Source organism: Aminobacter aganoensis, from assembly GCF_014206975.1.
Lineage (GTDB): Bacteria > Pseudomonadota > Alphaproteobacteria > Rhizobiales > Rhizobiaceae > Aminobacter > Aminobacter aganoensis.
Genome location: NZ_JACHOU010000002.1, coordinates 1 through 12,512, shown reverse-complemented (window position 1 = coordinate 12,512; position 12,512 = coordinate 1). Strand labels below are relative to the sequence as shown.

Annotated in this window: 11 protein-coding genes; 9 read left to right on the top strand and 2 right to left on the bottom strand. The window is 62.8% G+C overall.

Annotated features, from left to right (window positions below; all coding sequences use genetic code 11):
• Positions 1-9 precede the first annotated feature (9 nt).
• From GGR00_RS04050 to GGR00_RS04030, 5 genes are all read left to right on the top strand, one after another.
• A complete protein-coding gene (locus GGR00_RS04050; protein ID WP_055979183.1) occupies positions 10-867 on the top strand; it encodes a formylglycine-generating enzyme family protein in 858 nt (285 codons plus the stop codon).
• Positions 868-959: 92 nt separating this feature from the next.
• Positions 960-1,964 (top strand): ABC transporter substrate-binding protein, encoded by a 1,005-nt coding sequence (locus tag GGR00_RS04045; protein ID WP_055979186.1) that lies wholly within the window; start codon positions 960-962, stop codon positions 1,962-1,964.
• Positions 1,965-1,969: 5 nt separating this feature from the next.
• Complete coding sequence (locus GGR00_RS04040) at positions 1,970-2,788, top strand: ABC transporter ATP-binding protein (RefSeq protein WP_184698923.1); 819 nt, start codon at positions 1,970-1,972, stop codon at positions 2,786-2,788.
• A 3-nt stretch (positions 2,789-2,791) separates the two neighbouring features.
• Positions 2,792-3,619 (top strand): ABC transporter permease, encoded by an 828-nt coding sequence (locus tag GGR00_RS04035; RefSeq protein WP_055979189.1) that lies wholly within the window; start codon positions 2,792-2,794, stop codon positions 3,617-3,619.
• 108 nt (positions 3,620-3,727) lie between these two features.
• A complete protein-coding gene (locus tag GGR00_RS04030) occupies positions 3,728-5,959 on the top strand; it encodes an arylsulfatase (RefSeq protein ID WP_055979308.1) in 2,232 nt (743 codons plus the stop codon).
• 17 nt (positions 5,960-5,976) lie between these two features.
• On the opposite strand, the gene GGR00_RS04025 is transcribed toward GGR00_RS04030, so the two are convergent.
• Entirely contained in the window at positions 5,977-6,921 is a 945-nt protein-coding gene (locus GGR00_RS04025) for a LysR family transcriptional regulator (protein ID WP_055979193.1), read from the bottom strand.
• A 224-nt stretch (positions 6,922-7,145) separates the two neighbouring features.
• Here GGR00_RS04025 and GGR00_RS04020 point away from each other — a divergent pair, with 224 nt between their 5' ends.
• Genes GGR00_RS04020 through GGR00_RS04005 form a run of 4 tightly spaced genes read left to right on the top strand, consistent with a single transcriptional unit; the run spans position 7,146 to position 11,379 of the window.
• On the top strand, positions 7,146-7,973 hold the full coding sequence (locus GGR00_RS04020; RefSeq protein ID WP_184698124.1) for a formylglycine-generating enzyme family protein: 828 nt from the start codon (positions 7,146-7,148) through the stop codon (positions 7,971-7,973).
• Positions 7,974-7,988: 15 nt separating this feature from the next.
• Positions 7,989-10,208 (top strand): arylsulfatase, encoded by a 2,220-nt coding sequence (locus GGR00_RS04015; protein WP_184698120.1) that lies wholly within the window; start codon positions 7,989-7,991, stop codon positions 10,206-10,208.
• Positions 10,208-11,176: a nucleoside hydrolase gene (locus GGR00_RS04010; RefSeq protein WP_184698117.1), complete on the top strand. Its 969-nt coding sequence runs from the start codon at positions 10,208-10,210 to the stop codon at positions 11,174-11,176. Before GGR00_RS04015 ends, GGR00_RS04010 begins: the two co-directional genes overlap by 1 nt.
• Positions 11,177-11,202: 26 nt before the next feature.
• Positions 11,203-11,379, top strand: coding sequence for a hypothetical protein (locus GGR00_RS04005; protein WP_184698113.1), 177 nt, complete (start codon positions 11,203-11,205; stop codon positions 11,377-11,379).
• On the opposite strand, the gene GGR00_RS04000 is transcribed toward GGR00_RS04005, so the two are convergent.
• Positions 11,374-12,123 carry a DeoR/GlpR family DNA-binding transcription regulator gene (locus tag GGR00_RS04000; RefSeq protein ID WP_343065517.1) on the bottom strand — a complete coding sequence of 250 codons (750 nt, stop codon included), beginning with the start codon at positions 12,121-12,123 and terminating at the stop codon, positions 11,374-11,376. The genes GGR00_RS04005 and GGR00_RS04000 overlap by 6 nt on opposite strands.
• Positions 12,124-12,512: the final 389 nt, after the last annotated feature.

Genomic DNA, 12,512 nt, shown 5'->3' with positions numbered 1-12,512 from the left:
CATCCGGACATGGCGCGAATCCCCGCTGGGAGCTGGCTGCTCGGCGAGGACCGGGCTTTCGCCAATCCCGATGACGGGGAGGGGCCGGTGAGGTATGTCGATCTGCCCGCTTTTCTCATCGACAAGACCGCGGTGACAAACGAGGCCTTCGCATCGTTCGTCAGTGCCACCGGTTATGTCACGGAGGCAGAGCGTCTCGGATGGTCGTTCGTCTTCATCGCCCAGGCGCACCCGGAGGCCGCTGTCGTGGCGGGCGCAGACGCGCGCGCGCCGGAGTGGTGGCTCCCTGTTCGCGGCGCCTGCTGGCACGCGCCTGATGGGGAAGGCTCCTCCCTGCATGGGTTGCGCGATCATCCCGTCGTTCATGTCTCGTGGAATGACGCCGCCGCCTTTGCCGGCTTCGTCGGCAAGCGCCTGCCCACGGAAGTTGAATGGGAAGCGGCGGCGCGGGGTGGCCTGCAGAGGGCCGTCTACACCTGGGGCGACGGCCTCCATCCTGGCGGGCGCCACATGTGCAACATCTGGCAGGGGCGCTTTCCGCTCAACAACACGGCCGACGACGGTTACCTCGCGACAGCGCCGGCGCGGAGTTTTCCGCCCAACGGCTTCGGCCTCTACAACATGCTCGGCAATGTATGGGAGTGGACTGCTTCGCCGTGGTCGAACGAGGCACCCGGATTGATGGCAATGCGCGGCGGTTCGTATCTTTGCCACGCGAGCTATTGCGACCGTTATCGGGTTGCAGCCCGGACCTGCAACCATTTTGGCGCCACGTCGAGCCATCTGGGTTTTCGCTGTGCGGGCGACCTCCAGACGCATTCTTCGCGCGCTTCGGCGCGTGGTGGCGACCATAACCACATGGAATGAGTTCGCAGAAGCATGTTATGGTGTGGAGCCGCTGGACGCGGTCTATCCTCGCCGAGATTAGGTCGTTGCGCTTGTCTGATTGGAGGATAAAGATGATCAGCCGACGTTCACTTCTGGCAGCCGCCAGCATCATGCCGCTCGCCTCGTTGGGGCTTGGGGGCGTGGTTCCTGCGCATGCTCAGCAGAAGCAGGTCAAACTGCAACTCGCCTGGCTTTACAATGCAGCTTCCGCCGGTGAAATCGTGGCCTTGAAGAAGGGCTATTTCACAGAAAAGGGCCTGGACGTGGAGATCCTTCCAGGCGGACCGAACTCCAATACGGTGCAAGAGGCACTGTCGGGCGTGGCGCAGATCGCCACCACCTATGCGCCCGAGATCATGTATGGTGCAAACCAGGGACTGCCGATCAAGACCTTCGGCGCAGCCTTCCAAAAGGCGCCGCTGACCTTCTATTCGCTCGGTGAAGCCAACATCAAGACGGTCGCCGACTGGAAGGGCAAGCGTATCGGCGCAGGCCAGGGTGCAACCGCCCAGGTCAAGGCGGTTCTCGACCACAGTGGCCTGAAGTTCGAGGACATCACCTTCATCCAGGCCCAGATACCCGGCCTCCTCCAGGATCAGGTCGATGTTGTCGCCTCCTGGCCGACCAATGTTGCCCAGAACGCTCCCGTCCTGCAGCATGCCGGCGGCTACAACACCCAGAGCATCTGGGACAACGGGCTGCAGTTCCAGTCCAACTACTACATCGCCCGCACCGACCTGATCGAGTCCGACAGCGACATGCTGGCGAAGTTCCTGGAGGCCTGCGACAAGGGCTGGGCCTATGCGGCCGACAATCCCGAGGAAGCCATCGACATGGTGGCCTCGATGTCGAGCGCCATCGAAAAGGACAAGGAACTTGCCTCCCTGAAGGTGATCGTGGCCGATTTCATCTACACCGATGAAACGCGCGAACACGGCTTTGCCAACATCAGCAAGGACCGCTGGAACGCGACGCTGCAGACCTATGCCAGGATCGGCGAGATCAAGCCGGAACTCACGGCCGACGACGTGTTCGACGACCGTGTCCTTGTTGCGGCGCAGAGGACGAAGCGGTGAACGCCATGGCGCATGCGGCGACGACCGCTGATACCGGCACGGCAGGCATCGCCCCCGCCAGGGTTGCCATCGACATCGACAACGTGGCGGTGACGTTCGGCGGCAGCTCGAAGGCCGTGCGTGCGATCGACAATGTCTCGCTGAAGGTCCACGAAGGCGAATTTATTTCGCTGATCGGGCATTCGGGCTGCGGCAAGTCCACGTTGCTGCGGACGATCGCCGACATCATCGAGCCGTCGGAAGGCAAGGTCAGCATTTTTGCCGGGACGACCTCGTCGGCACGCGCGGCGCGCACCTTCTCCATGGTGTTCCAGCAATCCGTGCTGATGCCCTGGGCCAAGGTCATCGACAACGTGCGGCTGCCGTTCGAGGTTGGCGGGGCCAATCCGAAGACCGGCAACTTCATGGATCCGCGCGAAGCGCTGAAGCTCGTCGAGTTGGAGGGCTTCGAGGATGCGCTGCCTTCGGAACTCTCGGGCGGCATGCGCCAGCGTGTCTCGATTGCGCGCGCCTTGGTTACCCGCCCGAAAGTCCTGTTGATGGACGAGCCATTCGGGGCGCTCGATGAGTTGGTGCGCGACACGCTCAATGTCGAGCTGTTGCGCATCTGGAAGCAGAGCGGGATGACGATCGTCTTCGTTACCCATTCGCTTCAGGAAGCCGTCTTCCTGTCGCAGCGCGTCGTCGTCATGAGCCGTCGGCCATCGAGGATTGGCGGGATATTGGAGGTCGATCTTCCTGCGGAACGCGACCTCGCCTTGAAGGACGCCCCGGAACTGGGCCGTTACGTCGCCAGGCTGCGCGACATGCTGGGAGCTGGATAAGCCATGAGCATCGATCGTTCAGTCGGTACCACAGCCGCGCCATTGCCGCGCATCTGGAGCATCTTCCCAAGCCCCGATGCTGCGCGGGCTCTCGGCATGGCCATGCTGGGGCTCACTCTTACCTTGATCATCTGGCAACTGATCATCGTCCTGTTCAAAGTGCCGACCTACCTGGTGCCGGCACCGACCGACGTAGCTGGCGCGGTATCGCGGGATCTGCCGCTGTTGCTCGAGGCAGCCGTTCCGACGATCACGGAGGCGTTTTTCGGCTTCCTGCTCGGCAATACAGTGGCGCTGCTCGTCGCCGTTTCCTTCGTTTACAACAAGGTCGTCGAGGAGATGTTCTATCCCGTCGCGATCCTGATCAAGACGATCCCGATCGTGGCGATTGCGCCGGTGCTCAAGATCATTCTCGGCAACGGCATCGAACCGAAGATCGTCATCGCAGCGCTGATCTGCTTCTTCCCGACCCTGGTCAACTCGGTTCGCGGCTTCCGCGCGGTCAATCCGCAACTGCTCGAACTGATGCGCGTGCTCTCCGCTTCGAAGACCGAGGTCTTCCTCCGCGTGCGGGTCTACAGCGCGCTGCCCTACATCTTCTCGGCGCTCAAGATTTCGGTGACGATGTGCGTGCTCGGCGCGATCGTCGGCGAATGGATCGGCGCCAACAAGGGCATCGGCTATCTCCTGCTGCAGAGCATGTTCGACTTCAACGCCCCGCGCTTGTTTGCAACGATCCTGACGGCTTCGGTCATTGCCATCACCGGCTTCGCCATCGTCTCGATGCTTGAGAAGTGGATCATTCGCTGGGATCCTGGCGTGGCCATGTAGTGGCCACAGGCCCGGCCTGCCGGTGGGCAGGTCGGGTCAAGATTCAACGGATGCGGCATGATCGGCGAGATGCGGCATCTCCGATTTACCCGATGTTCCGAGGCGCTCATGTCTAGAGACCGCACCCCCGGCCGCGTTGGCCGCACCTATCACGAGTCGGACAACTGGTTTGAAACCAGGCCCAGGCCCGCGCCCGGCAGCCCCAATGTCATCTACGTCATCCTCGACGATGTCGGCTTCGCCGACCTTGGCTGTTTCGGATCAGAGATACGGACGCCTAATTTCGATCGGCTCGCCCAGGCGGGGCTCCGCTACAGCAATTTCCACACGACCACGATGTGTTCGCCGACGCGGGCCTGCCTGCTGACGGGGCGCAACCATCACGCGGTCGGCATGCGTTGCCTTGCCAATTTCGACTTCGGCTACCAGAACGGACGCGGATCGATTTCGCATCGCGCCGCCACCATTGCCGAAATGCTGGGCGGCGTCGGCTACGCCAATTTTGCCGTCGGCAAGTGGCATGTCGCACAAACCGACGAGATCACCGCCGTCGGACCGTTTGACCAATGGCCGCTCGGTCGTGGCTTTCACCGTTTCTACGGCTTCATGAACGGCAGCACCGACCAGTATTATCCCGAGCTGGTGGAAGACAACCACGCCGTCGCGCAGCCAAATGCACCGGAGGAAGGCTACCATCTGACCGCCGATTTGGTCGACAAGTCGATCGCCATGCTCGGCGCCCACGTCTCGCTGGCGCCCGACACTCCTTTCTTCCTGAACCTCGCCTTCTCGGCCGGGCACTTCCCGCATCAGGTGCCGAAGGCCTACATGGACCGATACGAGGGCGTCTGGGACCAGGGCTGGAACGTCATCCGGCAACGGCGGCTCGAACGGCAGAAGGCGATGGGCCTCGTTCCGGCTTCGACGGAACTGCCGCCGGATGCTCCGGGAGTGGAAGACTGGGACCTGTTGTCGGCCGACCAGCGGAAGGTTGCCGCCAGGCTGCAGCGGGCCTATGCCAGTTTCCTCGAATACACCGACGAGCAACTGGGCCGGCTGCTCGATTTCCTGGAGGCCAGCGCAAAGCTCGACAACACCTTGATCGTGGTCATCTCCGACAACGGCGCGTCGATTGACTGCGGTCCCGAGGGCACGACCAACGTGCTCCGACGCTTCAACCAGATACCGGAGTCGTTCGAGCGAAATCTCGCTGCGATCGACGAGATCGGCGGGCCGCGCAGCTTCAGCAACTATCCCTGGGGATGGGCCCAGGCCAGCAACACCCCGCTGCGGCTGTTCAAGTCCTTCACCCATGGCGGCGGCGTGCGCGACCCGATGATCGTGTCATGGCCGGCGCGGATTGCCGACAAGGGCGGCATCCGCCACCAGTTCCATCATGTCGTCGACATCACCCCGACGGTACTCGAGATCTGCGGTGTCGAGGCGCCCGAGGTCTACAGGGGCGTAGCCCAGATGCCCGTCCATGGCACGAGCTTTGCCTACACCTTCGACGCCCCGGAAGCAGAGTCGCGCAAGGACGTCCAGTATTTCGAAATGTTCGGCCATCGCGGCATCTGGCACAGGGGCTGGAAGGCGGTCACTAAGCACAAGCGGGGCGACGACTTCGAGCTCGACGACTGGGAGCTCTACAAGCTGGACGAGGATTTCAACGAGACCCGAAACCTGGCGGATGACCATCCGGCCAAGCTGCGCGAAATGACCGAGCGCTGGTGGGCGGAGGCCGGGCGGTATGACGTGATGCCCCTCGACGACCGTGAGGTGCGCTTCCGCGCCAAGGCAAAGCCGGACTCCATCCGCGCGCGCGGCAGATATGTCTTCTACCCGCAGCTCGAATCCGTCCCCTCGTCGGCAGCGCCGCTGACCCAGGACACGTCGCATCGCATCACCGCCGAGGTGATGATCGACCAGCAGTCGGAAGGCACGTTGGTCAGCTACGGAAACTGCGGCAGCGGCTACGTCCTCTATCTGAAGGATGGCAGGCTCAACTACGTCTACAACCATTGCGGTGACATCACGCGACTGGCTTCGGAGCGGCTAAGTGAGTTCGGTGCCATCACGCTCGGCTTCGAATACCGCAAGACCGGCCTTCTCAAGGGCATTGGCGCGCTTGTTGTAAACGGTAAGCGGCAAACCGGCGAGCGTGAGCACCAGACGCTGCTGCGCATTTCCCTTGCGCCCATGTTCATCGGGCGAAGCGGCATGCCGCCGGTGTGCGATGCGATCGCAGGCGAGTTCCCGTTCACGGGCAAGCTCCACCGGCTGGTGATCGAACTCGGCGACGACCGCGAGATCGTGCCGCCCAGCGGCGACATCGACTGACGATCGGGGAGCGCCGCCTATTCGGCGGCGCTCGGCAGGTTGCGCAGGCCTCTGTTCTCGAACACCTCTACCATGGCCTTCATCAGGCCGCTGTGCGGCGGCAGCCGGTCCATGCCCTGGCGAAACACGAAGCCCAAATCGTACTGGAAGATTTCCTTGTCGGTCTTGAGCACCTTCAGTCCGTGTCCGATCGGGCTGCTCGCCACCATCGTCGACTCGTAGAACAGGTAGTCGCCCGAGCGTGCCAGTTCCGCGCAGGTGTAGATCGAGCTGGTTTCGAGAAGGTAGCGGGGAGGCGGCGCGCCGCGTTCCTTGAGCCAGTCGGACAGCGTCTTCAGCACGTCCCTGTTCAGGTTGAACGACACGAACGGGTAGCTGACGAGCTCCTTGGGATCGACCGGGCCTTCGATCCGGGCGAGCGGGTGATGCTCCGCGCACATGATGCCGAGCTGCGCCTTGGCGACGCGCCGCGACGTGAAGCCAGGCAGCCTGCTCTTGGCGATCACGGCGCCTGCAAAGATGTCGACGCGCCCGAGCCTCAGATCCTCGATCAACTGGTCGACCGAACCGGTCTGCACCGACAGGCGATGGCGTGGAAAGCGCTTGTGGAAACGGGAAGCCGCCGCCGGGAGTATGGTCGACGACCAGATCGGCCCGGCCGCCACCCGGATGGTCGCGTCCTGTTCGGACAGCAGGTTTCGGATTTCCTGCACGGCGTGCTCGTATTCGAGCCCGATGATCTGGGCCCGGTTGAAGAAGGCCTGTCCCGTCTGGGTCAGGTCGGCGCCGCCGGAATGCCTTTCGAAGAGCCGTGTCCCGAGCATCTCCTCAAGCCGCTTGATGTTCTTCGAAAGGGCCGGCTGTGAGATGCGCAGGCGCTTCGCCGCCTTCGAGATTCCCTTGTCCTCGGCAACCATGATGAAGTGCTTGAGCAAGGTGAGGTTGGGGACTTCGAACGACATGGGGGATGCCCGGCTCATAACCAATTGGAATTGCCTTCAAGCCTAAATGTATTGGCCGGCATCCAGCCTTTGTCAAATAATCCGACCATGCTTTGGAGCCCAGAATCCAAGCGTCACCAGGAAACGCCTTGATGTCGTGTTGTTTACCAGTCCGGGAAAGCGAGGAGCAGCCGATCCCGATGCGACAGCCCAAGGTTATGTCCCGCAGTCTGGACAGCTCGGACATGGCTGCCATTCCCGCCGGCATCCGGCGGGTCGGTTATGATGGGCCGGAGGCATATCCCGAAGACGGCGAAGGGCCATGCCGAACTGTCGATTGCCACGGCTTCCTGATCGACAGGACCGCCGTGACGAACAGCGATTTTGCCAGCTTCGTGGATGCGACGGGTTATGAGACGGAAGCGGAGCGGATCGGCTGGTCGTTCGTCTTCTACGCGCAACTGCATCCAGGTGCCGAACGGGATGTCCTGTCGCTGCAGACCGGCTCGCCGGAATGGTGGTTGCCGGTGAAGGGGGCGAATTGGTCGACGCCCGACGGCACTGGATCGCACTGGCGCGATCGCGGCGATCATCCGGTCGTGCACGTCTCTTGGAATGACGCCGCGGCCTTCGCCGCCTGGCGCGGCAAGCGGCTGCCGACGGAAGTCGAATGGGAGATCGCCGCCCGTGGCGGCCTCGAAGGCAAGATCTATCCCTGGGGCAATGAGCTCCTGGATGACGGCCGGCATCGCTGCAACATCTGGCAGGGGCGCTTCCCCATGGACAACGCCGCAGCAGATGGCTTCCTGTCGACGGCCCCGGCCGATGCGTTCGAGCCCAATGGCTATGGCCTCTTCAACATGGTCGGCAATGTGTGGGAGTGGACTGCGGACAGTTGGTCGAAGGACCGGCCGCAGCTGAAGGCGATGCGCGGCGGCTCCTATCTCTGCCACCGCAGCTACTGCAACCGCTACCGCGTCTCGGGACGAACTTCCAATGCCGTCGATGCAGCCTCGAGCCATCTCGGCTTTCGATGTACTGCCGACCTCGGTGCACGCACGGCGATTTTCTGATTTCGAGGAACAGCAATGAAACATGACAAGTTTCCCGGCCATATCGGTCGGACCGTCGCGGAATCCAGGCCCTGGTGGCCGACGAGCTGCAATCACAAGGAGCAGAAGCCGAACATCGTCGTTGTCGTGCTGGACGACACAGGCTGGGCCGATTTCGGCTGCTTCGGTTCCGAGATACGCACGCCAACCATCGACCGGCTGGCTGCGCGCGGGCTGCGCTATACCAATTTCCACGTCACGCCGCTGTGTTCGCCGACACGCACCTGCCTGCTGACCGGCCGCAATCACCATGCAGTTGGCATGCGTTTCCTGTCGGACACCGATACCGGCTTTCCCAATTCACGCGGCAGCATCGACCGCGACGTGGCCCTGTTGCCGGCGATGTTGCGCGAGCAGGGCTATGGCAGCTATCTCGTCGGCAAGTGGCATCTGACGCCGTCGCATGAAATCTCGCCGGCCGGCCCCTACCACAACTGGCCGCTCGGCCGCGGCTTCGACCGCTTCTACGGTTTCCTGCCCGGTTGCACCGACCAGATCACACCCGAGCTTTGCGAAGACAATCACCAGGTCGATCGCGAATTCGGCGAGGATTATCACCTTACCGAGGATCTGGTTGACCGGGCCATCTCCTATGTCCGCGACCATACGGTCTTCCGCGACGAGGAACCCTTCTTCCTGCAATTGGCCTTCGGCGCCACGCATGCGCCCTTCCAGGCCCCCCGGTCCTTCATCGAGCCCTATGTCGACGTGTTCGCCAAAGGCTGGGACGCCACGCGTGAAGACCGCCTGTTGCGGCAGAAGGAATTGGGTATTGCGCCGCAGGACGCGGAACTGGCGCCCCGAAACGACGAGGTCGACGCCTGGGCCTCGCTTTCGGCCGACCAGAAGCTGCTCTACACCCATCTTCAGGCCGCCTATGCCGGCTTCCTGGAGCACACCGACGTCCATCTTGGCCGCCTCGTCGACGAACTGGAACGGCTGGGCGAGCTCGACAATACGCTGATCATCGTGATGTCCGACAATGGTGCCAGCCGCGAAGGCGGCAAGGATGGCGCTGTCGACACCAACGCGCCTTACAGCGGCCTGCCGCAGAGCGTCGAGGAACAGCTCAAGCATCTCGACCAGATCGGCACCCGTCACGGCGGCGCGCACTATCCGCAAGGCTGGGCCATGGCCGGCAACACGCCGTTCCGCCGCTACAAGCAGCACGTCGACCTCGGTGGCGTGCGTTCGCCCATGGTTGTTTCCTGGCCCAAGGGCATCGGCACGACAGGCGAGGTCAGGACGCAGTTCTCCCATGTGATCGATCTTGCACCGACAATCATGTCCTTGGCGGGGCTCGATCATCCGCTGCCATGCGATGGCCGCAGCATCGCCTCGACCTTTGCTGCGACCGACGTGCCTGCGCCGCGTGCGACCCAGTACTGGGAAAATCTCGGCCACCGCGCCATCTGGCACGAGGGCTGGCGCGCGGTAACCGAACACAGGCAAGGCGTCGCCTACGACGATGACGACTGGCGGCTCTACGACACCGAGGGCGATTTTTCGGAGTCCAGGGATCGTGCCGATGACGAGCCCGAGCGCTTGAAGGAGATGATCGGCCGCTGGTGGCAGGAGGCGGAGGCGAACAACGTGCTGCCGCTCGACGACCGCACGCTAGTGCAGCTGTTGCGCGCCCGGCCGCCGATCGGCCTGATGTCGCGCAACAGGCTGGTCTTCCGACCGGGCCAGAGCCACGTGCCGATCAGCAGCATGATCGCCGGTTCGGAGCGATCCATGCTCGTGACCGCCTCGTTCCGAGATCGGGCCTTGGCAGAGGGCGGCGTCCTGGTCGCGAGCGGCGACCGGAGGGGAGGGTACACGCTCTACGTGAAGGACGGCCGCCTGGTGTTCGAACATGTCCAGCTTGGCCGCCGTACCACCTGCGTCGCCGATGCCCCGCTGCCGGCGGGAACATGCGAGGCCGGATTTGCCCTGCACAACCGGCAGGGCCATTCTGCCGAGCTCGTGCTCCTGCATGGCCGCCAGAGGGTAGGGGCGGTGCGCATTCCGACAACTGCCGCGCATCTGTCGTTCTGGGGCATCGACATAGGCAAGGATGCCGCCGACCGGGTATCGAACGAATATTCCGGCGAATTCGCCTATAGAGGCAGGTCGTTCGAGACATTGACCATAGACTTCCTCGACCAGCCGCTGATCGAGGATGTCGCCGAAGCCATGGAAAGCACTGAGTGATGCCGCAGCCGATTGAAATCTTGGTCGACGTCGACACCGGCGTCGACGACGCCCTTGCGCTCGTTTTTGCGGCCCTTCACCCGGGTTTCAACCTGCGTGCGGTGACCTGCGTGGCCGGAAACGCGCCGCTCGACGATGTCTATCGCAACACCCGCGCCGTCTTGTCCGTCGCCGGTGCGGCACACGTCCCCGTTGCCCGCGGTGCCTCCCGTCCGCTGATTGCGGCACCGCGCAACGCGGCGCATGTCCACGGTCACAACGGATTGGCCGGGCTGGAACTCGAAGCACCGGCATCAAACGCCAGCGACATGCATGCCGTCGAACTCATGCGCCAGCAGATTCTGGCCAGCCCGACGCCGCCCGTCCTGATCGCCCTTGCACCGCTGACCAATGTCGCGCTGCTCATCCGGATGTATCCCGACGTTGCCGCCAGGCTCGACAGGATCGTCTTCATGGGAGGCAGCGCCAGCGTCGGCAATGCCACCCCGGTCGCCGAGTTCAACACCTGGGCCGACCCCGAGGCGGCGGCGATCGTCGTCGACAGTGGCATTCCGACGATGATGTATGGCCTCGACGTCTTCTACAGTGCCGCGGTATCCGAAGATGACGTGTTTGCGCTGGAGACATCCAGCGTGCAGAGCGCGCAGCTGTGCGCGAAGCTCTTCCGGCACCTTGCGGTGAAGGATGCTGGCCAGAAACGCATCCCGTCGGGAACCATTGCGGCACTCGGCGATGCCGGCGCGGTCTGTGCCGTGATCGACCCCGAAGGCCTGACGACGCAGCGGTTTCCGGTCAGCGTGTGCACCGATGGATCGCGTTCGCGCGGCCAGACGCTCGTCGACCGCCGCGCCCATCGCGGCGAATCCGAATTGAACGGCGCAAGCCTTGGGCAGCCTGTCGATGTTGCCCTGGCGGTCGATGGCGGCCGCTACGCGCGGCTGTTCCGCCGGACGATCCTGGGCTCCTGATGAAGCAGATCGTTGGAGAAGTCTCCATGTCAGCGCGATGTCTCGCGCGCCTCGATGGTGGCAACGATGGCGGTTGCCGACGTCATCACCAGCAGGCCGTCTCTCCCGTCGGCTTCAAGCCGGCCGGCGGCGTCTCAAATGCAAGGGTGTCGCTCGACCGGCTGGCCCTGATGAACAACTCGACCGGTCTAGTTATCTCATGACGCGGGGTGCTGTGAGGTCTCATCCCCACTGAGTTCGGTGACGATCGCGTCGAAGCTCGTGCTTTCTGCGAACAGGACGGAGCGCAATCTGCCTATCTTGCTGGTGTCGATGACGAGAATATTGCGGCTGGCAGTGGCCATGACCTTCCGTTTTATCTCGGCCTCGTGAAAATGCGCGCAGGTCGCGCCTCGCGCCCAATCGAAACCGGCAGCAGACAACAGTGCCACATTTATTCCCAGCGACGAGATGGTGGCCAGCGCCTCTGGACCGAAGAAGGTAGCGGACGCGGGATAGTAGACGCCGCCGAGCATCACGAGCGTCACATTCGGTTTGTGTGCCAGCCGCTCGGCAACGTTGAGCGCGTAACAGACGACGGTAAGCCGCATGTCGTTAGGGATGAGGTCGACCAACTCGATCAGGGTCGTGCCGCAGTCGATGAAGATGGTCTCTTCGGCGCGGACATGGCGCAGGGCGATTTCGCAGGCCCGTCGCTTGGCATCGCGCTGCTGGTCGGCAGCCATATCGAGCGTATAGGAGTTCTCTGGTTCGAACATGCCGCGTGGCACCACATAACCGCCGAGATACCCGAGTTTGCCTGGGTTCTGCTGGATGTCTCGACGCACCGTCATCTCGGAGACCTCCAGGAGTTTGGAGACAGCGCTGATGTGCAACGCCCGGCCCTGTGCCAGCTCTGCCTGGAGGCGCTCCATACGCTGCGCTTTTGCTGAGCCGGCTCTCGCCACCGGAAGACTCCATTGTTGCTGGATGTCAGAGACCTAACAAGTTGGCCTGGGCAGTACAAGGTTTTGCATTTTTCGCCGCATGAATGTGAGAATTATAACATGAATTATGTTGACATTATCACATATATAATGCCTCCTTTCATTCAAGGCGGCTGTATGGCTGTGACCTCAATCGCGGCACGTGGCCGCTTATCTGGTGGGCCTTGTGGTGGGATTGGCAATGGAAATGCATGAGGGCAGCGGCGCGAGTGTGCGTGTGGTGCATGCTGTGTCAGATGCTGACATCGGCTTGCCGCGCAATCCGGGCATGGCGCTTGATCTTGGTTTTCTGGAATCGATGCGTTGCGTCAATCGTTCGGCACTTGAGCGTCGGGTCGGCACGCTGACCA

What these genes read in the sequence shown, in the direction of transcription:
- GGR00_RS04050 (WP_055979183.1), top strand. Translation starts at nt 10, where the DNA reads ATGGCGCGAATCCCCGCTGGGAGCTGGCTGCTCGGCGAGGACCGGGCT.
- GGR00_RS04045 (WP_055979186.1), top strand. Translation starts at nt 960, where the DNA reads ATGATCAGCCGACGTTCACTTCTGGCAGCCGCCAGCATCATGCCGCTC.
- GGR00_RS04040 (WP_184698923.1), top strand. Translation starts at nt 1,970, where the DNA reads ATGGCGCATGCGGCGACGACCGCTGATACCGGCACGGCAGGCATCGCC.
- GGR00_RS04035 (WP_055979189.1), top strand. Translation starts at nt 2,792, where the DNA reads ATGAGCATCGATCGTTCAGTCGGTACCACAGCCGCGCCATTGCCGCGC.
- GGR00_RS04030 (WP_055979308.1), top strand. Translation starts at nt 3,728, where the DNA reads ATGTCTAGAGACCGCACCCCCGGCCGCGTTGGCCGCACCTATCACGAG.
- GGR00_RS04025 (WP_055979193.1), bottom strand. Translation starts at nt 6,921, where the DNA reads ATGTCGTTCGAAGTCCCCAACCTCACCTTGCTCAAGCACTTCATCATG.
- GGR00_RS04020 (WP_184698124.1), top strand. Translation starts at nt 7,146, where the DNA reads ATGGCTGCCATTCCCGCCGGCATCCGGCGGGTCGGTTATGATGGGCCG.
- GGR00_RS04015 (WP_184698120.1), top strand. Translation starts at nt 7,989, where the DNA reads ATGAAACATGACAAGTTTCCCGGCCATATCGGTCGGACCGTCGCGGAA.
- GGR00_RS04010 (WP_184698117.1), top strand. Translation starts at nt 10,208, where the DNA reads ATGCCGCAGCCGATTGAAATCTTGGTCGACGTCGACACCGGCGTCGAC.
- GGR00_RS04005 (WP_184698113.1), top strand. Translation starts at nt 11,203, where the DNA reads ATGTCAGCGCGATGTCTCGCGCGCCTCGATGGTGGCAACGATGGCGGT.